Annotated in this window: 14 protein-coding genes and 1 tRNA gene; 8 read left to right on the forward strand and 7 right to left on the reverse strand. The window is 66.9% G+C overall.

All coding sequences use genetic code 11. The features are described from left to right. Positions 1-12: 12 nt before the first annotated feature. Complete coding sequence (locus AB0C34_RS15565; RefSeq protein ID WP_357072310.1) at positions 13-1,233, forward strand: acetyl-CoA C-acetyltransferase; 1,221 nt, start codon at positions 13-15, stop codon at positions 1,231-1,233. A 54-nt stretch (positions 1,234-1,287) separates the two neighbouring features. On the opposite strand, the gene AB0C34_RS15570 is transcribed toward AB0C34_RS15565, so the two are convergent. After that, positions 1,288-2,142: a Bax inhibitor-1/YccA family protein gene (locus tag AB0C34_RS15570; protein WP_357072313.1), complete on the reverse strand. Its 855-nt coding sequence runs from the start codon at positions 2,140-2,142 to the stop codon at positions 1,288-1,290. Between the two features lie 563 nt (positions 2,143-2,705). Here AB0C34_RS15570 and AB0C34_RS15575 point away from each other — a divergent pair. Then, positions 2,706-3,041: a DUF4333 domain-containing protein gene (locus tag AB0C34_RS15575; protein ID WP_357072316.1), complete on the forward strand. Its 336-nt coding sequence runs from the start codon at positions 2,706-2,708 to the stop codon at positions 3,039-3,041. A 249-nt stretch (positions 3,042-3,290) separates the two neighbouring features. Here the strand turns inward: AB0C34_RS15575 and AB0C34_RS15580 are convergent, their stop codons facing one another. Further along, the gene (locus AB0C34_RS15580; protein WP_357072319.1) at positions 3,291-4,442 is read right to left on the reverse strand and encodes a methyltransferase; all 1,152 of its coding nucleotides are present in this window, start codon (positions 4,440-4,442) and stop codon (positions 3,291-3,293) included. A gap of 741 nt (positions 4,443-5,183) precedes the next feature. Between AB0C34_RS15580 and AB0C34_RS15585 the strand changes: the two genes are divergently transcribed. The 4 genes from AB0C34_RS15585 (at position 5,184) to AB0C34_RS15600 (ending at position 13,567) form a co-directional block, all read left to right on the forward strand. Then, on the forward strand, positions 5,184-5,759 hold the full coding sequence (locus AB0C34_RS15585) for a hypothetical protein (protein ID WP_357072323.1): 576 nt from the start codon (positions 5,184-5,186) through the stop codon (positions 5,757-5,759). Positions 5,760-5,802: 43 nt separating this feature from the next. Continuing rightward, positions 5,803-6,411: a DUF6153 family protein gene (locus tag AB0C34_RS15590; RefSeq protein WP_357072326.1), complete on the forward strand. Its 609-nt coding sequence runs from the start codon at positions 5,803-5,805 to the stop codon at positions 6,409-6,411. 84 nt (positions 6,412-6,495) lie between these two features. Then, positions 6,496-7,107: a DUF305 domain-containing protein gene (locus AB0C34_RS15595; protein ID WP_357072329.1), complete on the forward strand. Its 612-nt coding sequence runs from the start codon at positions 6,496-6,498 to the stop codon at positions 7,105-7,107. 295 nt (positions 7,108-7,402) lie between these two features. Then, positions 7,403-13,567, forward strand: a complete 6,165-nt coding sequence (locus AB0C34_RS15600) for an amino acid adenylation domain-containing protein (RefSeq protein ID WP_357072332.1) — start codon at positions 7,403-7,405, stop codon at positions 13,565-13,567. A gap of 14 nt (positions 13,568-13,581) precedes the next feature. Here AB0C34_RS15600 and AB0C34_RS15605 read toward each other — a convergent pair whose 3' ends face one another. Further along, positions 13,582-13,926: a hypothetical protein gene (locus tag AB0C34_RS15605; protein WP_357072335.1), complete on the reverse strand. Its 345-nt coding sequence runs from the start codon at positions 13,924-13,926 to the stop codon at positions 13,582-13,584. A gap of 276 nt (positions 13,927-14,202) precedes the next feature. On the opposite strand from AB0C34_RS15605, the gene AB0C34_RS15610 reads away from it, so the two are divergent. Both AB0C34_RS15610 and AB0C34_RS15615 read left to right on the forward strand, forming a co-directional pair. After that, complete coding sequence (locus AB0C34_RS15610) at positions 14,203-15,003, forward strand: SDR family NAD(P)-dependent oxidoreductase (protein ID WP_357072338.1); 801 nt, start codon at positions 14,203-14,205, stop codon at positions 15,001-15,003. Between the two features lie 166 nt (positions 15,004-15,169). After that, a complete protein-coding gene (locus AB0C34_RS15615) occupies positions 15,170-16,375 on the forward strand; it encodes an aminoglycoside phosphotransferase family protein (protein WP_357072342.1) in 1,206 nt (401 codons plus the stop codon). Between the two features lie 484 nt (positions 16,376-16,859). Here AB0C34_RS15615 and AB0C34_RS15620 read toward each other — a convergent pair whose 3' ends face one another. The 4 genes from AB0C34_RS15620 to AB0C34_RS15635 form a co-directional block, all read right to left on the reverse strand. Then, positions 16,860-17,807, reverse strand: a complete 948-nt coding sequence (locus AB0C34_RS15620) for an alpha/beta hydrolase family protein (RefSeq protein WP_357072344.1) — start codon at positions 17,805-17,807, stop codon at positions 16,860-16,862. A gap of 472 nt (positions 17,808-18,279) precedes the next feature. After that, positions 18,280-18,353, reverse strand: a tRNA-Leu gene (locus AB0C34_RS15625). 216 nt (positions 18,354-18,569) lie between these two features. Then, positions 18,570-19,487, reverse strand: a complete 918-nt coding sequence (locus AB0C34_RS15630; RefSeq protein WP_357072347.1) for a ribonuclease Z — start codon at positions 19,485-19,487, stop codon at positions 18,570-18,572. Between the two features lie 85 nt (positions 19,488-19,572). Further along, positions 19,573-21,078: an amino acid permease gene (locus tag AB0C34_RS15635; protein ID WP_357072350.1), complete on the reverse strand. Its 1,506-nt coding sequence runs from the start codon at positions 21,076-21,078 to the stop codon at positions 19,573-19,575. Positions 21,079-21,110: the final 32 nt, after the last annotated feature.

The following is a 21,110-nucleotide window of genomic DNA, read 5'->3' on the forward strand; positions in this document are numbered from 1 at the left end:
AAAGGAGTCCTCATGCCTGAGGCCGTCATCGTTTCGACCGCGCGATCCCCGATCGGCCGGGCCCGCAAGGGCTCGCTGGTCGATATCCGGCCGGACGATCTGACCACGCAGATTGTGCGGGCAGCGCTCGACAAGGTGCCCGCGCTGGACCCGACCCAGATCGATGACCTGATCCTCGGCTGCGGTTCGCCCGGAGGTGAGCAGGGCTTCAACATCGCCCGCATCGTCGCCGTGCAACTGGGCTACGACTTCGTGCCCGGCACCACCGTGCACCGCTACTGCGCCTCGTCGCTACAGTCCACCAGGATGGCCTTCCACGCGATCAAGGCCGGCGAGGGTGATGTGTTCATCTCCGCCGGTGTGGAAACCGTGTCCCGCTACGTGAACGGCTCCGCCGACAGCTGGCCGAACACCCAGAACCCGTTGTTCGACGAGGCCCAGGCGCGCACCGCGAAGACCGCCGAGGGCGGCGCGGGCGCCTGGCAGGACCCGCGTACGGGCGGCCTGCTCCCCGACGCCTACATCGCGATGGGCCAGACAGCCGAGAACGTCGCGAGCTTCACCGGTATCACCCGCGAGGAGCAGGACCGCTGGGGCGTGCGTTCGCAGAACCGCGCGGAGGAGGCGATCAAGAACGGCTTCTTCGAGCGCGAGATCACCCCGGTGACGCTGCCGGACGGCAGGGTGGTCAGCACGGACGACGGCCCGCGCGCCGGAGTCACCTACGACGCGGTCGCCGCGCTGAAGCCGGTGTTCCGTCCGGACGGCACCGTCACGGCGGGCAACTGCTGTCCGCTCAACGACGGCGCCGCCGCACTGGTCATCATGAGTGACACCAAGGCCGCCGAACTCGGCCTCACCCCACTGGCCCGCATTGTGTCCACCGGCGTTTCCGGCCTGTCACCGGAGATCATGGGCCTCGGCCCGATCGAGGCATGCAAGCGCGCGCTGACGCTGGCGGGCAAAACTATCGACGACATCGACCTGGTCGAGATCAATGAGGCGTTCGCGGTGCAGGTGCTCGGCTCGGCCCGCGAATTGAAGATCGACGAGGACAAGTTGAACGTCTCCGGCGGGGCCATTGCGCTCGGCCACCCGTTCGGCATGACCGGCGCCCGAATCACCACCACGCTGATCAACAACCTGCAGACCTATGACAAGCAGTTCGGTCTGGAGACCATGTGTGTCGGCGGCGGGCAGGGCATGGCGATGGTCATCGAGCGCCTGAGCTGAGACGACGAAAAGGGCGGTCGCCGTGATCCGGCGACCGCCCTTTTCGGTTCAACGCTAGTCGTTCTGGAAGTAACTCAGCAGTCGCAGGATCTCGACGTAGAGCCACACCAGGGTGACGGTCAAGCCGAGTGCCACGCCCCACGCGGCCCGCTCCGGCGCCTGTGCGCGGATCAACTGATCGGCGGCGTCGAAGTCGAGCAGGAAGCTGAACGCGGCGATCGCGATGACCACCAGGCTGAAGACGATCGCCAGCGGGCCGCCATCCCGCAGGCCGAGACCGCCGGAGATGAAGAAGCTCGCGACCAGGTTGCCCAGCACGAGCACCAGGACTCCGATCATCGCACCGACGATGATCCTGGTGAATCGCGGCGTCACCCGGATGGCACCGGTCTTGTAGACCACGAGCATGCCCGCGAAGACACCGAACGTGCCGAGCACGGCCTGCCCGATCAGTGCGCTGCCACCGACCCCGCCGAACTCGATACTGGTGAACATGAACGACAACGCACCGAGGAACAACCCCTCGGCGACCGCGTAGGACAGCACGATGACCGGGTTGTCCATCTTGTTCGCGAAGGTCGCGACCAGCACCAGGACCAGGCCGACCAAGCCGCCGACAATCACGAACAGCGGCGCGATCGACGTGTTGGCGCTGGTGAGCCCATAGGAGACGATCGCAGACAGGCCGAGCACCGCAAGGGTGATACCGGTCTTGGTCACCACATCGTCGATGGTCATCGCCCTGGTGGCGGGCGCCTGCTGATACGGCTGCGGGTACTGGCCGTACTGCTGCTGACCGTACTGGTTGCCGAACTGCCCCGTAGTGGTCACGCCGGAACCGAAGCCGGCATATCCACCGCCCTCCTGCCTCGGCAGGTTCCTGAAAACCGGATTGCTCGTGGTACGCACGGCGGCCCTTTCTGGAGTCGTTGCCGTTGTTCATCGAGTTGGTCGACTCGATATCCAACTGGTTGTTCAACGTTTGTCGCCCGTGGTGAGTTCCCGGGACGACTCGCTGAGCCAGACAATTCGGACTCTACCGCTGCCGCGGGTCACGTAGGGTCACGCACAGGCGGAGTCACAGTAAATTTCCGTTTGCGGCCGACCCCACGTGCGGGCCTCCAGGTTCGGCCCGGGGCCCGGCCATACCGACGACCAGCACCGGTAGCCGTATATATCTCGGAGACCGACCCCAGCACGGACAGCGGTGCTTGTCGACCGGCAGCGGTTGTCGATGCTCCGCACACCGTCGCACTCATGGATTCCCGACATCGATCGACACCCGACGGCAACGCCGAGACCCGAACTCGGTGGCCATCACCTCGACGATTCGGACAGTGCGGCGTCCGCCGCCACTTCACTGCCCTACTCGACCGGGCCGACCCCATGATTTTCGTAGCTGTGTATTCGGCATGCACACGGTGCCGAGATGGTCTTGCCAAGTCCCCTGTGCGGCAGATAGGACTGTCGGCGTGGTTGATCAACAGAACGTCACTCGGACTGTCATGGCGATTTCGGCGGCAGTGGTCGCCGTCTGCGCGGTGGTGGTGACGGTGAAACTGATGGGCACCGATCTCGACCCGGTCGCGCCCCCGCGGATGTTGGACCAGGCCGCATTGCAGCAGCAGGTGGCGAACATGCTGCAGGGCGTGGGAGACAAGCCGGTCGGCCGAGTGACCTGCCCCGGTTCCGTTGTGGTCGAGGTGGACAACGAGTTCGAGTGCCAGGTCTGGGATTACCTCCACTCGGACACCGTGTCGGTCAAGGTTGTCAGCGACCAAGGGGAGATCTCGGTGAACCGTTCGTAGCACCCACGGCAGTGCGTCGGCCAGCTCACCCTCAATGCCGGTATAGCAGTTCCAGCGCCTCGTCCAGATGTGTGGTACCGACGTCCGAGCTGCTCGCTGAGCGCAGTGTCATGGCTGCTGTTCTCCCCCCTCGATGACCACCATTCGACTGCGTTCAAAGGCTCTTCCGGGCGGGAGCCGGAACTCGAGCAGCACAGAGGGGATCCGGATGCGGTGACAGTTACCGCGAACGTATCGGGCCATCGGAAGTTATGGCTGCCTCGGGTCGTGCAGGCCCCGGACGGAGCGAGTTACCGTGAACTTCCGGTTGCGCCCAACCACCTCGGTTCGGCCCACCATTCGTTCGACCACGCCGCGATAGTTGAGGTGTGAGTTGTACACCGTCCACAACTCCCCGCCGGGACGCAGCACTCGGCCGGTGTCGGCGAACATCTTGATCGCCGATCCGGTGTGCACAGCCGCGCCGACATGGAACGGCGGATTACACAGTACGAGGTCGGCACTGTTGTCCGCGGCCGAGGACATCGCATCGTCGCGCACGACGGTCACGCGGTCGGCGAGCCCGTTCGCGGCGGCGGTCGCCCGCGCCGAGGCCACCGCGGCGGCCGACTGATCGGTGCCGACCAGCTTGATGCCCGGTCGCGCCTTGGCCAACGCGACGGCCAGGATGCCGGTGCCGCAGCCGAGATCGATGGCGTCGCGGGCGTCCGGCTTCATCCACTTCAGATGCTCGAGCAAGAACCGGGTTCCGATGTCGAGCCGGGCACCGGAGAAGGCGGCGCCATGCGCCACGACGTCGATTCCCAACTCGTCGAGGCGAGCACGCACTGGGAACGGCGGGTCACCAACGGGTTTTGGACCGCCGACGAGCAGGCTGCGCGACTTCTGCCGCCCGCGGCTGGCGCGCACCTCGGAGAACGACTGGGCGAGAACATCGTTCATCGATTTGGTCAGATACTTGTCCCGACCGCCCGCGAATACCTCGACGTCGGGGTCGGCATGGCGAGCGATGGCGTCGGCGACCTCGGTCAGCCCGGCAAGCATCCGTGGCAGGCGGAGTAACACCACCCGAACATCGCTCAGCAAACGGCCGCCGAGCGGCTGTGCGGTGTAGCGATCCGACAGGCCGAGTGAACGGGCATTGTTGGCGAGAGCGAGTTCCCCGGTCAGTAAATCCTGATGCACCCGGACTTCACGCAGGTCATGCCCCGCGGCGGCGCCGAGGGTCAGCGCGCCGTAAGCATCGCCAATTACGGCTACTCTTCCGCTATCCACGGTGGCGAGCGCGTCGGCAGCGACGTCGAGTATCAACCGATCGGCGGCATCCACGGCATAGAGGTTCAATGCCTCCACATCCGGATACCGCCGCAGCCGGCTCAGCACATCCTCGACATGTCCCACACCTCAAGTGTGCTAGATCGTTGCCGAACCGTCGCGGCCACCCCGTCGAATTGACGTCTCGTGGCACCGCGTCAGTTCCCTTGCCGCGGATAGCTCAACTGATACAGGAGAATTCGACGTGGACCGGCGCCACTGTGCCGTCCGCCCCATCCGCGGTCCGAGCGTCGGCGAGTTTCGCCACGGAGCAGATCGGCCGCCCGCCGCGACAGGAGAAACGTTTACTCGGTCGTGTGCCCCGACACGCCGGACCGTGCCGCCGGGATGCGGAGGCGCACCACCCCGGCCAGCCGAACCTGAGATCTCCTGTGCCGCCAACCTGGAGCAACTTGCCCGTATCGGCCGCCGTTCGACACACCCCTACGGCGGGTAGCCGACCTCGCACTCCGGGCCCCGCCGAACATTCGGCCGAGTGGGCGAAAGACACTGCCCAGCAGGTGGATTACCGAGAAGGAGGCTACGCCGCCAGCTCGCGGCCGGGCCGGTCCGACGGTGCGCCCCGACCGAACTCGCCTGGCACGACATCGACAGTCACGTGAGCGGAGTAGCTACCGCCCTACGGCTGATCTCGACCTTCAGTTATTGGATGGCAATCAACACTGCCGGCTGGCCGTTCGGCCATGGCACCGACCATTCGACGCCTCGTCCGTGCGCTGTCCGCACCTCGGCCCCCCGGCGGCGAACTGGCCGAGCCATCTTGCCGATAACGCCGTTCGACGCCGCCGACTGAGTACCATCAGCCCCATGCGCAACAGGATGGTACTGATGATCGCAGCCGCGGCAGTACTGCTGGCGGGCTGCGGCAACGGCGGGACCACCCCCGGGAACTCGCTCGCCTCCGCCCCCACCACCTCGGCCGACGCGGCACCCGCGACGCCGGCGGACGCGGCGCCCAAACGTGGCACGGCCTCCGACGACGCCGGGCTCACGGTCACGAACATCCGGCTCGGCCACCAGCCCGGCTTCGATCGTGTGGTCTACGAACTCAACGGTCCCGGCGCACCCGGCTGGCTCGTCCAGTACACCGACCGTGCGGTGCAGGACGGCAGCGGCAATCTCATCGACGTAGCCGGCCGCTCGATTCTCGAAGTGCGGATCCTCGGCTCGGCATACCCGTTCGACAGCGCCGTGACGCCGTATTCCGGCCCAGACCCCGCGACCGACCCGGCGACGCCCGGCATCGCTGGCGTCTACCGGACGACGGTGTTCGAGGGCGCCACCCAGTCGTTCATCGGCGTGCAGGCCGACCGGCCCGCCTTCGCCGTGACCACCCTGTCCAATCCGACCCGGCTGGTCATCGACATCGCCGGCGCGCCGTAGCCCGATACCGATACGGCCATGGGGTATCCGGTAGGCGCGAATCGTGGCCACTAGACTCACCGTCGTGGTCGACCACACGCCTCGGTTGTCGCTGATCAGCGCGCCCCGACCCGACGCGGCGGCGCGGCCGGCGCATTCGGTTACGGGTCGGGTCGGCATCGACCGCGTGTCCGGGCCCACCCGGCTGCTCGGAATGCTGGTGTTGCTCGCCGGGATCATCGCCATGCACTCGGCAGTTTTCACGGTTCCCTGTCATACCCGCCCCGTCAGCGCGCACGGTTCGATGACTATCACTGACGACGTCCTCGGCCCGATGTCAGCGTCGAGTTCCCCTACCCGTGTCGCAAGTGGGCCGTGGCGCGCCGCCGCGATAGTCGGTGATGCCACGTCGGCGGCCCGCGCCGCTGGAATCGGTGTCGCGGAGGACTCGGATTGCGCTGGTGACGGGTGCGGCAGCGCGCACGGCTGGATGCATGGCTGCGTGTTCGTCCTTGTCGCCGTCACCGCACTGTTCGCGCTGATCGTGCTGTACCGGATGGCGGTCGACCGTCCCGACGGCGGCGCACTACCGCGGCATTGGCGTCCACGGCGCGAACGACCACCACCGTGGACCGTACTCACCTTGGCCGAATTGGCGATTCTGCGAGTCTGACAGTCACGCCGCTTCCGTGTGTCCGAACCGCGGTCGCGGCCTTGCCGACTCCGCTCTCAGACGTTCCATTCGCAAGGAGTAAGCATGTTCATCATCCGTACCCGGACAATCCTCGCGTTCGCCGCGACCGCGTTCGCCCTCGCTGGATGCGGCAGCGGCGATTCCCACACCATGCCAGGCATGGACCACGGCACATCATCGAGTGCGGTGGCGACCTCGAGCACGCCGACCCGCACCGATTTCAACGACGCCGACGTGACCTTTCTGCAGATGATGTACCCGCATCACGCGCAGGCCGTCGACATGGGGCAACTGGTGCCCGGCCGCAGTCAGAACCAACAGCTGCTCGCCCTCGCCGCAGCTATACAACGGGCGCAGGCGCCGGAGATGCAGCAGATCACCACCTTGCTACAGAGCTTCGGCAAGCCCGCCCCCACCGCGGACGGCCATGCCGGCCACGGCATGCCCGGCATGATGTCCGCCGAGCAGATGTCCACCTTGCAGGCCGCATCCGGTCCGGACTTCGACCGTCAGTGGCTGAACATGATGATCGAGCACCACACCGGCGCGGTCGCCATGGCCGAGACCGAGCTGACCGCGGGCACGAATGCCGACGCGCAAGCGCTCGCGCGCGAGATCATCGCGAATCAGCGGGCGGAGATCGACCAGATGCACGCCATGCTCGGCCCGAGCTGAGCCCGTGGCCGCGCCGATATCGTGGACCTCGATATCGGCGCGGCCCGTCCACCACCATCCTGGGCGACGATGCGCGGTCGATCGACAGGACCCGCGCTTCGCCGTCGGACTCCGCTGCGTGCTGAACGGGATCGCGACGCACGCGACCGAATAGCGCCTGCGTAACGGCCGAATCCACAGCGTCCGGCGGCGTCATCCGCTTCGCCGGCCGTCCGGTGTGCTTCTCATTCGTGGAGAGCCATGGCAATCGGCTATAGCATCACCGCGTTCACAGCCACTCCGAACGGACGAAGTCATGACCAGTGGTATCCGGGAACCTCGTCCGCCCGTCCGGAATGGACGGCGCCGCGGGTCGATCGAGCCGGGCCCGCCGACACTCGGCGCCTTGCTCGCCGCCGCGGTGGAGCACAATCCCGACGGCATCGCCGTGCGGAGCGCGAAGACCGAGATCACCTACCGAGATCTCGACGCCCGCTCGTCCCAACTGGCACGGACCCTGCTGGACCTGGGCGCTGGTCCCGAAACCATGGTGGCGGTCGCGCTCCCCCGCTCGCTCGACTCGATTCTCGCGGTGTGGGCGGTCGCGAAGACCGGAGCCGCGTTCGTACCGATCGATCCGGGACTCCCCGCCTCCCGCATCGAGTTCCAGCTGGCCGACTGTGGCGCAACGCTCGGGCTGACCCGGCGCGTACACGCGACGACGTTGCCCACGGACGTGCGGTGGCTCGCACTCGACGACCCCGAGGTGGCCGCGCGGACGTCGGCGAATCCCGTGAGTTCGATCGCCTACCTCGATCGGCCTACCCGGCCGCGCGCCGCGAATGTCGCCTACGTGATCTACACCTCCGGGTCGACCGGGCGGCCGAAAGGCGTTGCGGTCACCCACGCCGGGCTCGCCCCACTGTGTGCCGAGCTGGCCGCGCGGCACGCGCTCGACAAGGACGCACGGGTCCTGCATTTCGCGTCACCGAGCTTCGACGCCGCGGTACTCGAACTGTTGCTCGCGATCACCTCGGCGGCCACGATGGTGCTTGCCCCGCCGACCGTCTACGGCGGCGCCGCCTTGGTGGATCTGCTCGCGCGGCACGCGATCACCCATGCCTTCCTGACACCGTCCACGCTGGCCTCGATCGAGCCGAGCGGCCTTGCCACGCTGCGCTCGGTTCTGGTCGGCGGCGAGCCGTGCCCGCCGATGCTGGTGCGGCACTGGGCAGCCCAGCGCATGTTCCACAATGCCTACGGACCGACCGAATCCACTATCCTGGCCACGCTCAGCTCCGCGTTGACCCCCGGCGCCCCGGTCACCATCGGATCGGCCGTGCGCGGTATGCGCTGCCAGGTGCTCGACCAGCGACTACGCCCGGTCGGCGTGGACGTGGTCGGCGAGCTCTACCTCGCCGGCCCCGGTGTGGCCAGAGGGTATCTCGGACGACCCGACCTGACCTCGCAACGATTCCTGGCGGATCCGTTCGGACCGCCCGGTTCCCGGATGTATCGCACTGGCGACATCGTCCGCAGGAACTCCGCCGGCGAACTGGACTATCTCGGCCGCGGCGACGATCAGGTCAAAGTGCGCGGATTCCGGATCGAACTCGGCGAGATCGACGCGATCCTCTCGACCCAACCCGGTGTCCGGATGGCCGTGACCGTCGACCGCACGAGCAGCACCGGCGAGACGAGCCTGGTCTCTTTCATCCAGCCCGAACCCGGACACCCGCCGGACACCACCGCGCTGACCGACGCACTCGCCACCATGCTGCCGAAATACCTGCTGCCGAACACCATCGCGGCCATCGACCTGATCCCGCGGACCCCGTCCGGCAAGGCCGATCGTGCGGCACTGCGCGCACGTGCGCTCGAGCGGCTGGACTATCGCCCGGTGTCCGATCTCGGGGAAGAATTGGTCGCCGAGGTCTTCGCCCGCGTGCTCGGCCGGGAACGTTTCGGCGCCGACGCCGATTTCTTCGCGGCCGGTGGCAATTCGCTGCTGGCCGGGCAGGCCGCCGCCCTCCTGAGCGAGAGCTGGCGCGTGCAGGTTCCCACCCGACTGATATTCGACCATCCGACCGTCGCCAGATTGGCCACGGCGGTCCGCTCGCAGTACTTCGACACCGCCCGCCCGGCTCTGCTGGCTCGGTCGCGGCCCGCGCGAATCCCGCTCTCGCCCGCCCAGCTTCGGTTCTGGCTGCGCAATCAGTTCGATCCGACGTCGCCGGTCGACAACATCGGTTTCGTGTTGCGACTGTCGGAGTTGGACGTCCCCGCGTTCCGGGCGGCGCTCACCGACACCGTCCAGCGGCACGAGTCGCTCCGCACGATGTACCCCGCCGACGACGCGGGCCCGCGTCAGCTGATTCTCGACACCGAGCGGGTGATCGGCGATCTCACCGTCGAGGATGTGCTCGACGACGCGGTGCCCGACCAGGCCGACACCATCTTGCACCAGGGTTTCGACCTATCGGCCGAAGTGCCGCTGCGGGTTCGGTTGCTGCACACGCCCCAGGAGTACATCTTGGTCTGCGCCCTGCACCACATCTGCGCCGACGGTTCCTCGCTGGCACCGTTGGCCCGCGACATCGCCGACGCGTACCACGCACGACGCGAGGGCAACACACCCACCTGGCGGCCGCAACTCGTGCAGTACGCCGACTACGCCCTGTGGCTGCGCGACCTGCTCGGCGCCGCAGACGACCCGACATCGATGCTCTCCCGCCAACTGGCGTACTGGACCGAGGAGCTGGCCGGTCTGCCCGACGAACTCGACTTGCCCGCCGACCGGTCGCGCCCGGCGTCGGCCTCACTACGTGGCTCATCGATCCAGCGGTCGGTGTCGGCGACCCTGCACCGCGACCTGCTCGCCGTCGCGGGTGCGCGACGCGCGACGCTGTTCATGGTGATGCGATCAGCGCTGGCCGTGCTGCTGGCCCGGCTGTCGGGCAGCGTCGACATCGCCATCGGTGTGCCGATGACCAACCGCGCCGAGCCTGCGCTCGGGGACGTCGTCGGCATGTTCGTCAACACCACCGTCGCCCGAACCAGGATCGACCTGCGGGAGAGTTTCGCCGCGCTGCTCGACCGCTCCAGGGAACGGGATCTGGCGAACTTCGCCCACTCCGAGGTTCCGTTCGAACACGTCGTGAACGCGGTCAACCCGACGCGGTCGCCGGGGCGGCATCCGCTGTACCAAGTCGGCTTCGCGTTCCAGAACTTCGCCAAGGCCACCCATGAGCTGCCTGGTCCGAGCGTCTCGTTTCTCGACGTGGACTCCGACACGGTGACAACCGACCTGCATATCGGCGTGGTGGATGCCCGCGACAGCGACGGGGCGCCGGGCGAGATCGTCATCCGGTTCGACTACAGCACCGATCTTTTCGACGAGCACACCGTGCAGCGATTCCTCGACGGCTACGTCCGCATCCTGCTGCAGGTCGCGACCGATCCCACCGTCGCGGTCGGTGACCTCGACATCATGGACCAGGTCGAACACAAACGGATTCGGTCCTGGGGTAGCGGGCCCGAGCACGACGTCCCGCCCGAGCCACTCACGGCGGCGCTGGGGCGCCACGCCGCGTCGATCCCGGACGCGATCGCCGTGGTGTACGGGCCGGACACCCTCAGCTACGGGCAGTTGCGCGCCCGATCCGCCCGACTGGCCCGCTGGCTGATCGGGCAGGGCGTCGCCCCGGACACTGTTGTGGCGGTGGCCATGCGCCGGTCGGTGCAGCAGGTCGTCGCGCTGTGCGCGATCGCCGAGGCGGGCGCGGCCTGGGTGCTGATCAATCCCGATCACCCCGCCGAACGCCTCCGTTACCTGGTCGAATCCGCAGCGCCGCGGTGCGTGCTGACCACCACCGACGACGGCTGCACCGCCGCAACACACAACCTCGATACCCTCGACTTGGCCGGCTACGATTCCGCGCCGGTGACCGACGGCGAGCGTCCCACACTGCTGCACGGGGATCATCCCGCCTGCTTGCTGTACGGTTCCGGGTCCACCGTCCGCCCGAACGGGGTGGTGCTCACCCAACGGGCGATCGTGCACCAGCTCACCTGGATGCAGCACGAGTACGGCGTCGACACCACAGATGTGTATCTGCACCACACCCCGACCTTCGACGTGTCGCTGTGGGACTACTTCCTTCCGTTGCGCGCGGGCGCTCGGCTGGTGCTGGCAGGTCCCGTCGAGCACCGCGATCCCGGTTCCCTGAGCAGGCTCGTCGCCGAACATCGAGTGACACTCACTGATTTCGTTCCCACCATGCTCGCCGCGTTCACCGAACACGCGACCGCCGCCGACCTGGCCTCGTTGCGTGTGGTCTTCGTCGTCGGCGCGGCACTGCCCCCGACTACGGCACGGAGTTTCGCGCTGATCAGCCCCGCGCAGGTGCACACCCTGTACGGCCCGACGGAGACCGGGGTCGGCATCACACAGCACGCGTTTCCCGCCGCGGATCCGCCGATCATCGGTAGGTCGATCGGTGTGCCGGAATGGAATTCGCAGTCCTTGGTCCTCGATGCACGGCTACGGCCCGTTCCGGTGGGTGTGGTGGGCGAACTCTATTGCGCCGGAGTTCAACTCGCCCGCGGTTACCATGGCGGGCCGGGCGACACCGCGCAGTGGTTCGTCGCGAATCCGCTCGGCGGCCCGGGCGAGCGGATGTACCGGACCGGAGACCTGGTGTGCTGGAATCGTGGAGGCACGCTGGACTATCAGGGGCGCACGGATTCTCGGGTGTGGGTGCACGGTCACCGCATCGCGACCGGCGAGATCGAGGCCGCCCTGCTGGCCGACCCCGGCATCGGCCAGGCGGTGGTGACAGTCGAGCCATCCGAACTCGGGGATCGGCTCGTCGGCTACGTCGTTGCTGCCCCAGGCGCTGTCCTCGACGTGGAGGCGTTGCGACACTTCGCCTCTCGGTCACTGCCCGCGTATATGGTGCCGTCGGCAGTGGTGGTGCTCGACTCGCTCCCGGTCACCACCGACGGCACACTCGACCGCGCCGCCCTACCGCGGCCGGTGTTCGTGACACCAGGAAAGGTCGCGCCCGGGACGCCGCTGGAACAGGTGGTCGCCGACGTGTTCGCCGAGGTGCTCGCGGTGTCCCCGGTCGGTGTCGAGGACAACTTCTTCGAACTCGGTGGATCGTCGCTGCTGGCGTTCGCCCTACATCGACGGCTGTCGTCCGAGTTGGCACGAGACGTGCCGATGTCGGCGGTCCTCACCACACCGACCGCTACCGGTCTCGCCGCGTGGCTGTCCGAGACGAGCAAGCCACAAGCCCCTCCTACGCCGGACGCCGATGCCGTACTCGACCCCGAATTCGCCATCGACGGATGCGCGCCCGCACACACTGGGCCACCTCAGGAGGTCCTGCTGACCGGTGCGACCGGTTTTCTCGGCGCCCATCTGCTGCACGAGCTGCTGAATCGCACCGATGCCCGGGTCTGGTGCGTGGTTCGCGCGGACAGCGCCGAGGAGGGCATCGATCGCATCCTGCGCGCCCAGTGCCGCTATCGCTTGGCCGGCGATGCCGCCGCCGAGCGGATCGTCGTCGTTGCGGGTGACCTGACCGCACCACGGCTCGGTCTCGACGCCGCCGACTACGACCGCCTCGCCGACAGTGTCGACGCGATCTATCACAACGGGGCGCGGGTCAATCCGGTCGCGCCGTACGCGCGGCTACGGCCGGCCAACGTCGAGGGAACCCGTGAGCTGCTGCGGCTAGCCGTGACCGGCCGCCTCAAACCGGTCCATCTCATCTCGACGATCCGCGCCGCGGTCGCTGCGGCGCCGACCTCCACGGTGGTCGCGGAGGCGGTCCGGCTGCGGTCGGACCAACTGTCCGGCAACGGATACCTCGCCTCCAAGTGGGTCGCCGAGGAACTTGTGCGCCAAGCCGGCGAACGTGGCGTGCCGGTCGCCATCTATCGGCCGGGCACGATCTGTGGCGACCCGAACGTCGGCGTGAACAGCACCGACGATTCGTTCTGGAACATGATCCGTTCCGTCGCGATTCTCGGCATGGCGCCCGACGTGGCGGACGCGACGGTCTCGCTGGTCCCGGTGAACTACGTGGCACGCGCGATCGTGGAGATTTCCGGCCGTCCCCGCGCGCACACGGTCTATCACCTGGTCAATCGGACGCCGGTCGCGGTGAGCGAGATCCTCGCCAGCTTGCGCGCGCACGGGCTACCGGTGGCGACGGCCTCGCTGGAAACGGTGCGTGACGGCCTCGTTCGAGAGTCCCGTCGACGCAGCGCGGTCGGAGACGACTCGCTCGCGCGCACCGCGCTGCTCACTCCGTCCTTCGCTGATCTCGCCGGACGCTTCGACTTGGCCGATGCGCACAGCCGCGCGGCTTTGGCGGGCACCGGCGTGGAATGCCCGCCCGTGGACCGTCCGGTGGTGGACACCTACGTCCGGGAGTTCATCGAATCCGGCTTCCTGCCGCGAGACTGAGCGGCGCCGAATCGTCAGCCTTGCGGCGGCACGATCGTTTGCCAAGCGGGTGCGATCTGTTCGCCCGCCTCCTTCCGCGCCCGCGCCCTGCTGCGCAGTCGTTCGACGACGACGAGCGAGCCACCGGTGAGCAACGCGACCGCGGCGATGAGCGCGGCCACGGTCGCAGCATGAGCGAACCCCCAGCCCGCGATCGCCGCGGCGGCGACAGCGACGACGGCCGCGACCAGGAGCAGCCCGTACCCTGGCCAATTCTTGGCGTCGGCCAAAGTCTGCCCCGGTTGCTGTTCGGCGACGCGAGCGATATCCGGTGCGTCGTCGAGCGGGGGTATTTCCCACGGCTTGTCATCCGCTGTCATCGCGCTGCCTCCAGCCGCTGATCCGGTATCCGATGCGCAGGGAATGCCCGGATCACCGCCATCGAAACGGCTCGCGAAGAGAGCCGCTGGACCACAACCGAGCAGCGGCCCGGATCAGTTGTCGGACTTGGCGGCTCGAGCAGGTGCTCCACCGTGTCATATTCCGAGTTGGCGATGCGGTCGAGGTGACTCCCGTGGGGAGCGGTCGGGCGAACGCGGGCGCGTCGCGCCGGTGTCGCGATAGGGTCGGCCGATTCGTATCGGAAGGAGATTCGCATGTCCCGCGTTGCGGTCGTTACGGGTGCCTCGTCCGGGATCGGGAGGGCTACCGCCGTCGCGCTGGTCGAGCGGGGATATCGGGTGATCGGGACCAGCCGTGCTCCGGACGCGATCGGCGCGGGGGCAGTGTCCGGGGTCGAGTACCGCGCGCTCGATCTGACCGAGAAAGCATCGGTGGAGGCGTTCGTCGCCGGACTCGACCAGGTCGACGTGCTGGTCAACAACGCGGGCGAAAGCCAGGCCGGACCGCTGGCCGAGCTGCCGAGCGAAGCGGTCGAGCGATTGTTCCACTTGAACGTGCTGGGGCCGGTCGCGTTGACCCAGGCGCTGCTGCCAGGGATGCGGCAGCGCGGCTACGGCCGCGTGGTGATGGTCGGATCGATGCTCGCGAGCTTCCCGATGCCCTATCGCTCGTCCTACGTCGCGACCAAGGCGGCACTGCGCGGCTTCGCGGTGGCCGCCCGATTCGAAGAGTCGGTCTTCGGTGTGTGGATCACCGCAGTCGAACCCGGCCAGGTCGACACCGGGCTACGGGATCGTCGGACGAAATATCTCGCCGAGGGTTCCCCGCACACCGCCGACTTCACCACTTTCCTGGCGAAACTGGACGAACAGCAGGCGCGAGGCATTACGCCGGAGAAGGTGGCCGGCACCATCGTGACAGCGATCGAGGCACGGCGCCCTCGTCCGCTCTATGCCGTCGGCAGTAACGCCCCCGCCATGTTCGCCCTGCGCCGCCTGCTTCCCCGCACCGTGCTGGAGCGCATCATCGCTCGGGCATACGGCCTTTCGCGCTGACCGTTCGCTACCGGGCCAGGTCCAACACGTGCCGCTGTCCGGCCAACGCATGTACTGCGCCGCCGTCATGGAGCAGCACACGACGCCAAGCACCGCGCGGCCCAGCGGGATTCGCTATAGGCTGCTGGCGGGTAGGGGCAGTTGTCGAAGGGCAAAGGTGGTTGGCGTGTCGGTACGCGAAAAGAGTCGGGCCGTAGCATTCACGGCGCGGATTGCCGGACACTATCTGACCGAGCGAATCAGCCGGTCCGCGACCACGGCCCGGCTCGGCGAAGTACCCGCCGCGCCGGAATCGCTGACCCCCGAATGGCTGACCGCCGTGCTGTGCGACGGCCATCCGGATGCGAAGGTCGAGTCGGTCGCGCTCACCGGCGGAAGTGATGGAACGTCGTCGCGCCGGGCGATCTCGGTGGAGTACAACGAGGCTGGTCGCTCGGCCGGACTCCCGACCGAGCTGTTCTCCAAATCCACTACGGCGCTGACCCAGCGGATTGTCTGTGGCCTGTGCCATCTGCTGGAGAACGAGTCCGGTTTCTACACAAGCATTCGACCCGAACTCGACATGGAAGCGCCGGTCGGCTACCACGCCGAATTCGATCCGCGATCATTCCGGTCGCTGTTCCTCTTGGAGAACGTCGTCACGACCAAGGGCGCGACGTTCGGCAATCCGCTGACCCGGGTGCTGGATCGGGCGATGGCCGAAGACATGGTGAGTCAGTTGGCCTGTTACCACGGGGCATTCTGGGACAGCCCGCGGCTGCGCACCGATTTCGGCTGGCTGCTGACCGGCGAGAACTGGCACACCACGATCGACAACATGATCAACACGGGCAAGATGTTCCGCAACGGCGTCGCGCGCGGCGAGGCAGCGATCCCGCCGGAACTGCTGAAGCGCCGAAAGGAGCTGTGGCCTGCTCTTTTCCGCGCGATGGCACTGCACTCGAGCACGCCGCAGACGCTGGTGCACGCCGATGTGCACGCTGGAAACTGGTACCGCACCGCCGACGGCCGAATGGGCCTCTACGACTGGCAGTGCACCTTGCGCGGGAACTGGGCGCTCGACTTCGCCTATGCGTTGATGTCCAACTTGACCATCGAGAACCGCAGAGCATGGGAACGCGAACTGCTCGAGTTCTACCTCGATCGGCTCAAGGCCGCGGGCGGCGACGCCCCCGGGTTCAACGAGGCATGGCTGCACTACCGGCAGCAAACCTTCCAGGGCATGTTCGCCTGGGTCGGCACCCTCGGCCAGGGCCGCATGCAACCGGACATGCAACCCCGAGACATCAGCCTCGCCAACGTGGAACGGATCATGCAGGCGATCGCCGACCTCGAGTCCCTGGACAGTTTGAACGAGTCGTATTCCGGCTGAGGACCGGACGCTCCCGCTTCCGAAACCACACACTGATCGTCATATTCGACCGGTACTGCACCTCTGACGAGGCTTGCACGAACTGACCCCACCGCCGGTCGTCGACTATCACGGTGCGCGACCGCAGGTCACCCATACAGGGGCAGCACTCCAACCATCGAAAACTGTGGCCGAGGCGCTGCCGAGTTTCTGCGAATCGCTCGCGACGCGATCGACAGTGCAGTAGAAATTCGGCAGAGCCTCCAAAACCGTTCCGAGTGTTACACGGACGAATTATGAAACGTCACGGAGACCAAAGAATACATCAAAGGCGCCGGAAGGATCGCGGGCGCCGACCAGGTAGCGAGTCACGATGGTGGGATCGCGACTTCCGCGCACCCGGAGTTCATCGAAAGGGATACGTTTGACAGCGCGCTCGGCTGTGGTAATGCGAACGAGTATTTCCGCGGGCCTTCAGAGATCCGGATGTTCGCGCTGATCGAACTCACTCCACGCGGCTGCCGATCGACTCCGCGAGGAAGGGCCAGGAGCGGTGCAGGTCATCTTCCCAGTAGCCCCAGGAATGCGTACCCACCGGCCGATCATCCAGCGTCACCGGGATATTCAGTTCGCGCAACCGATTCGTCAGGTTCACCGTGCAGAAACGGGTCGCCGCCTCGATCGGCCCGCCGAATACGATCTGTACCGGCAGCGGAACCCGACCGTCCTGCACCCGCGGATCGGCCGGAGTGTCGTGCGGCGCCGCCGGAATGCCGCTACCCGTACTCAAATAGACGGCGGTGCCGCGCAGCCGGTCCGCATTGACCAGTGGGTCGTTGGCGCGCCACAACGGTCCACTGCGGGGGCCCCACATATTCTCGACACTTTGCCCACCTCCCCAGTTCTCCACCGTCAGCCGGACGAACTCCTGCCCGATCGGGTCCGAGGTCTGCGCGCAACCGCTGTAGGACGCCACACTCTTCCAGAAACCGGGCTTGGCGATCGCCAAGTTCAGTACCGAAGTACCACTCATCGACACGCCCACCAACGTCCGGTTTTCGTTGGCACCCAAAAACGCCTCGATAACCGGCGGTAGTTCCTCGTTGATGAACGTCTGCCACTTGTTGTGTCCCAGGACGGCGTCGTCACGCACCCAGTCGGTGTAGTAGGAGTTGCTGCCGCCGAATGGGGTTACGACGTTGACATCTTTGTCGCGCAAGAAACTCACGACATCGGTCTGTGCGTCCCACCCGCTCTGATTCGGACCGCCCCCGGAGCCGTTGAGCAAGTACATCGTGGGCCGCGGTTTCGTCGTATCCGCGGCGCGGATGACTTGCACCAAGATCTCTCTGTCCATGGCGGGCGAGAACACCCGGACATTTTGCTGTCGGTTGTTCAGGTCCTCCGCCGAGACAACTCGGGCAGTCCCGGGCGCCGCCGTGGCGGTGCTCATCGCGCCTACCAGGCTTGCAGCGGCCAGCGCGCCGACCAAAACCCAGCGCGGTGCTGCCGTACGCGTCCATCGCAGTGCTTTCACTGTCGGGAGCCCTCTCGCGTCCATGTTGACGGCACTTTCGCAAATGGTGGTGCAGAATGCTGTGGCTACTGCCGGCGCCCTGGAACGGCATTGCAGGAGATTCGTGCTCCAACCGTCCCCGGTTTGGTCCAGCCGTCGATCGTTTCGCTGTTGCGGCCAACTCGGTATTGCCCGGCGCGCGATACCCGCTCCGGTGAACACCGACTAGAACCACGCTCGCCCGGCGACGGCCACTCTGGTCGCGCGGGCGAACCCCCGCGGGCCGTTCCCGTGGCCGACCACACCAACGATTGCGATAGCACGATGAGAAATTCTCTGTACTGCTACGCGGAGACCCGACGGTGGCCACGCGAATACCCGATTTGGCCCCAGCACAGACCTGGGTACGTGCCCCCAGTCGGATTCGAACCGACACTTTGCGGATTTTAAGTCCGCTGCCTCTGCCAATTGGGCTATGGGGGCGTCCCGGACAGCGTACCGAGTCGTACGGATGTACCGGAATTCCGAGTGTTCGTCGGGTGGCGGGGCGTGGCCGTTGCCGAGGTGGTGGTCGGGGCGGTGCTGGGTTCGGTGGGGCGGTGGTCGTTTCGGCTCGGTGGTGGCAGGCGTCCCAGAGAACTAGATCGGTGGCGGCGGCCAAGCGTTAGCGTCCGCGGCAGAAATAGGTGGCACAAGTGGTCAGCGTCGTGGTGGTAGCGCGATTCGGTCGAGATCGGTCGCAATATGGATTTCGCCGTCGAAGTACTTCGCCGCCTCGGCGAGGTGCTCGTCGAGGTCGCGGTAGCGCTGGGAGAAATGGGCGAGCACGAGGGTGCGCACGCCCGCGTCGGCGGCGGCCTTGGCGGCTTGACCCGCGGTCAGGTGGCCGTATTCCGTGGCCAAGTGCGCGTCGACGTCCAGAAAGGTGGCCTCGATGACCAGCATATCGACGTCGGCGGCGAGTTCCTGGATGCCTGGGCACAGCCGGGTGTCCATGACGAAGGCGAAGTTCTGGCCGGGCCGTGGTTCGCTGATCTCGTCCAGAGTGATTGTGCGACCCTCGAGTTCGACGCTGCCCCGCGTTTGCAGTTCGGAGATGATCGGGCCGTGGAGGCCGAGGGCATCCAAACGGTCCGGCAGAATACGCCGGCCGGGCGGCTCGCTGAGTCGGTATCCGAAGGTATCCACCGGATGGGACAGCCGGGCCGCGGTGATGGTGAAAGGCGCCCCGGGCAGGTCCACTTCGCCGGGGCCCGCGATCGGGCGGGGCCGCAGTTCGGCGCGGTGATAGTAGGAGGTCGCGTTGACGAGCCGGTCGTAGTAGGCGGCGCCCGACGCCGGGAACCACACATCGACCGGATGCGGCACGCGGTCGAGATTGATCCGCTGCACGACTCCGGCGAGGCCGAGACTGTGGTCGCCGTGGAAGTGGGTGATGCCGATCCGAGTGAGCCCGGTGGCGGTGACTCCGGCATAGGTCATCTGTCGCTGGGTCCCCTCGCCAGGGTCGAACAGGACCTCCTCGTCATCCCACCGAAGTAAGTAACCGTTGTGGTTCCGCTGTTTCGTCGGCACCTGACTAGCGGTCCCGAGAACAACCAACTCACGCTGCGACACCGCGCCAGGCTACCGCCGTCACCGGACGAGCCGAACGGGACATGGTGGCTGGCATTCCCACCCACCATGTCGCGCTCGCGGGGGGCTACTGGATGGGAGTTTTGCGCAGGACTGAGTGGCGCCTGGAGTAGGCGAAGTAGACGACGAACCCGATCGCCATCCACACGACGAAGCGCAGCCAGGTCTCCACCGACAGATTCAACATCAGCCACAGGCAGGCCAGGACTCCGAGGACCGGTACGTACGGCACAAGCGGGACCCGAAAGCCGCGCGGCAGCTCAGGACGGGTGCGGCGCAGGATGAGCACACCGACCGAGACCAGCACGAACGCGAAGAGCGTCCCGATGTTGACCATCTCCTCCAACGTGCCGAAGTCCACGAACCCGGCGAGCAGCGCGCACGCCACGCCGACCAGAGCGGTGATGCGCACCGGCGTGCCGTTCTTGCCGGTGCGCGCGAGCCCACGCGGCACCAGGCCATCGCGGGCCATCGCGAACAGCACCCGCGTCTGCCCGAGGAACATCACCATCACGACGGTGGTGAGGCCCGCGAGCGCCCCGATCGAGATGATGTTCTTCACCCAGGTCGCCCCGTTGATCGCGAACGCCGTCGCCAAGGTGGCGTCCTTGCCGGCCAGTTCGGTGTAGGGCACCATGCCGGTGAGTACGAGCGACACCGCGACGTATAGGACGGTGACGATCAGCAGCGAGCCGATAATGCCGCGTGGAATCGCGCGCTGCGGGTTCTTGGTTTCCTCCGCGGTGGTGGCGACGACGTCGAAGCCGATGAACGCGAAGAACACCAGACTGGCCGCTGCGAGCAGGCCGTACCAGCCGTAGTTGCTCTGCCCGGCGCCGGTCAGATAGGACAGCAGCGACTGCCGCAGGCCCTCGCCCTCCTCGCCGGCCTGCGACGGCGGAATGTACGGGGTGAGGTTGGACGTCTTGAAGTAGGTCGCTCCGACGACCAGAACGAGCGCGATCACGCCGAGCTTGATGGCCACCGCCACCGCCGATACCCGTGACGACACCTTGGTGCCCGTCGCGAGGAGCACACCGAGCACCGCGATCAGCAGCACCGCACCCCAATCGAAGGACACCGAGCCGAAGTGGACGACCGGCGACGTGGTACCGAGCACCTCACCCAGGTACTGCGACCAGCCCTTGGCCACCACTGCCACGGCGAGCGCGAATTCCAGGATCAGATCCCAGCCGATGATCCAGGCGACGAGCTCACCGAAGGTGGCGTAGGAGAACGTGTACGCGCTACCCGCCACCGGAACGGTGGAGGCGAACTCGGCGTAGCACAGCGCGGTCAATCCGCAGGCGATCGCGGCGAAGACGAACGCGAGCGAGACCGAGGGGCCCGCGACGTTGCCCGCCGTGCGGGCGGTGAGCGTGAAGATACCCGCGCCGACTACCACCGCCACGCCGAAAACGGTGAGGTCCCAGGCGGTCAAGTCCTTGCGGAGTTTCGAGTCGGGTTCGTCGGTATCACGGATCGACTGCTCGACGGATTTGGTGCGAAACAGACCGCCCCATCGAGACGAGACATCACCCGTCGTCGCGGCCTGTGGCCCAGGGTTCGTCACGCGTTCTCCTTCATCATCACTGTGGTGCATTC

Source organism: Nocardia sp. NPDC049220 (assembly GCF_040647855.1).
GTDB lineage: Bacteria > Actinomycetota > Actinomycetes > Mycobacteriales > Mycobacteriaceae > Nocardia.

Bases quoted from the DNA above. Each gene is read 5' to 3' on its own strand.
- AB0C34_RS15565 (WP_357072310.1), top strand. From the start codon at position 13: ATGCCTGAGGCCGTCATCGTTTCGACCGCGCGATCCCCGATCGGCCGG.
- AB0C34_RS15585 (WP_357072323.1), top strand. From the start codon at position 5,184: ATGCGCAACAGGATGGTACTGATGATCGCAGCCGCGGCAGTACTGCTG.
- AB0C34_RS15595 (WP_357072329.1), top strand. From the start codon at position 6,496: ATGTTCATCATCCGTACCCGGACAATCCTCGCGTTCGCCGCGACCGCG.
- AB0C34_RS15600 (WP_357072332.1), top strand. From the start codon at position 7,403: ATGACCAGTGGTATCCGGGAACCTCGTCCGCCCGTCCGGAATGGACGG.
- AB0C34_RS15605 (WP_357072335.1), bottom strand. From the start codon at position 13,926: ATGACAGCGGATGACAAGCCGTGGGAAATACCCCCGCTCGACGACGCA.
- AB0C34_RS15610 (WP_357072338.1), top strand. From the start codon at position 14,203: ATGTCCCGCGTTGCGGTCGTTACGGGTGCCTCGTCCGGGATCGGGAGG.
- AB0C34_RS15620 (WP_357072344.1), bottom strand. From the start codon at position 17,807: ATGAGCACCGCCACGGCGGCGCCCGGGACTGCCCGAGTTGTCTCGGCG.